This is a genomic window from Clostridium sp. UBA5119, from assembly GCF_002414285.1.
GTDB classification, from domain to species: domain Bacteria; phylum Bacillota; class Clostridia; order Clostridiales; family Clostridiaceae; genus Clostridium_J; species Clostridium_J sulfidigenes.
In genome coordinates this window covers 1-2318 of the sequence record NZ_DHYX01000014.1, presented here as the reverse complement: position 1 = coordinate 2318, position 2318 = coordinate 1, and the positions used below count along the sequence as shown (strand labels likewise).

The 2318-nt window shown below is 29.3% G+C and carries 2 protein-coding genes; both read left to right on the top strand.

What is annotated here, in order from left to right; translation table 11 throughout:
- The first annotated feature begins 587 nt into the window (after nt 1-587).
- Entirely contained in the window at nt 588-1745 is a 1158-nt protein-coding gene (locus B2671_RS01990; protein ID WP_346868917.1) for a DNA cytosine methyltransferase, read from the top strand.
- Between the two features lie 9 nt (nt 1746-1754).
- The coding region (locus B2671_RS01985) for a DNA cytosine methyltransferase (RefSeq protein ID WP_346868916.1) at nt 1755-2318 on the top strand (564 nt) is incomplete at its 3' end.

Genomic DNA, 2318 nt, shown 5'->3' with positions numbered 1-2318 from the left:
TTTCGGACAGGGGTTCGATTCAAAAGAGTCGCCTTAGAGAGTAATTTCTAAGTGAAAACTTGGCTTTATCGGTGAAACCGTAACAGATGATGCTGACGGCAATACCGAGTGGTATGTGAAGAAATTCAACAGCCGTGTATCGACTTATAGGTTCCTAAGGATCAATCTATGGAATACTAGGATAGAAGATATTAAACTAAACTATGCTTCTATAATACGCCAAGTGTCCTATACAGTATTAAAATTTAATAATGAGAATATAGGACAGAGATATAGTCAATACCTGCAGAGATGTAGGAAGGATATGTCCCCTCGCCTCCACCATGAAACCTTCGACAATACAGAAATGTGTTGTCGAGGGTTATTTGTTTTTTAGAATTAATAATAACGAGTCGTACCATAAGTAGCGGATGTTTTTACTGAAGTTGGAGAAACTATACTTAAAAATGATATAATATTTTAAGTATAGTTTTTAATTTAATTGTATATATTATGAAAATATTTACGATTATAATCAGTGATACATTATGATATAATATCTAAGAATAAGGTTAATTTAAAAAATTATTAAAAGAAGAGGGATAAAAATGGAAAAGTTGATAGGGTTATCATTATTTTCTAATATAGGAGTTGCAGAAGCATATTTAGATGAATTACAAATTGAAGTAGCAATTGCAAATGAATTAGTAGAAAAAAGAGCGAAATTTTATAAACATGTATATCCAAATACAGAAATGATAGTAGGAGATATTACAGATGAAAATATATATAAAGAAATTATAAATAAATCTAAAGAAGCCGGGGTTAATTTTATTATAGCAACACCACCTTGCCAAGGAATGAGTACAGCAGGTAAACAAGACCCTAAAGATAAACGGAATAAACTCGTTACCTATGCAATAAATGCTATAAAGGACTTAAAACCTAAGTTTGTTTTAGTAGAGAATGTACCTCAACAATTAAAAACTAAGATAAGATATAACGATAAAGAAATTTTAATACCTGAATATATAAAGGAAGAATTAGATGGTCTTTACAATATAAATGATAGAGTAGTTAGATGCATTGAACATAAAATTCCACAAAGTAGGGAACGTTCCATATTTTTAATGGTAAGAAAGGATACAAGTATAAAATGGAATTTTCCGAAAAAAGAGGATGAAATTGTTACATTAAGAGATGCAATAGGGTATTTACCAGACATAGACCCAATGATACAGGAATATAAGAAAGATGAAAAAAAATTATTAGACATATTCCCAGATTTTTATAAAAAGAAAGATATAGGAGAAAGTATATCAAAATGGCATAGACCGCCTATTCATAAAGAAAGACATGTTATTATTATGAGACATACAAGTGAAGGAAAATCTGCATTTGAAAATGATATATATTATCCTAAAAAAGCAAATGGTGAACGTATATCAGGACATGATAATACCTATAGAAGACAATGGTGGGATAAGCCAGCATATACAATAACAACATATAATGGAGCAATATGTTCATACGATAATGTACATCCAGGAGAATATATTGAAGAGGATAAAAATGGACATAAAATTTATTCAAATCCAAGAGTTTTGACAATATTGGAATTAATGATAGTGATGTCTTTACCGATAGATTGGAATATACCAGAATGGGCTGATGAAAGCTTGATAAGACATAGTATTGGAGAAGGAATACCACCATTATTAGTAAAAAAAATATTTATTGAACTACTTAAAGAATTAAATGACTAGGAGAATAAAATGAGTGGAGTAAGATTAAAAGGGCTATCGCTGTTTTCAAATGTTGGAGTTGCTGAAGCATATTTAGAGGAGATAGGAGTAGATATTTGCATTGCTAATGAAATAGAAACTGAAAGGGCAAAGTTTTATAAGCACTTATATCCTAATTGCGAAGTAATAATTGGAGATATAAAAAATTATGAAATAAGAAGTCAAATAATTACAAAGGCAAAACAAAATAATATTGATTTTATTATAGCAACGCCACCTTGCCAAGGAATGAGTAAACATGGTAAGCAAGACCCACATGATTTAAGAAATCAATTAGTATCATATGCAATAGAAGTGATTAAAGAGGTAAAACCAAAATTTATTTTGTTAGAAAATGTTCCAAGACAATTAAAAACCAAAATTGATTATAATGGAGAAAGAATATTAATTCCTGATTATATTAGAAAAGAGTTAAGTGAAGATTATTATATTAATAAAGATAGTGTTGTAAATGCATGTTTTTATAAAGTCCCTCAAAGTAGAGAGCGTTCTATATTTTTATTGTCTAGAAAAGATACAAATATCAGATGGGAG

Bases quoted from the DNA above. Each gene is read 5' to 3' on its own strand.
- B2671_RS01990 (WP_346868917.1), top strand. From the start codon at position 588: ATGGAAAAGTTGATAGGGTTATCATTATTTTCTAATATAGGAGTTGCA.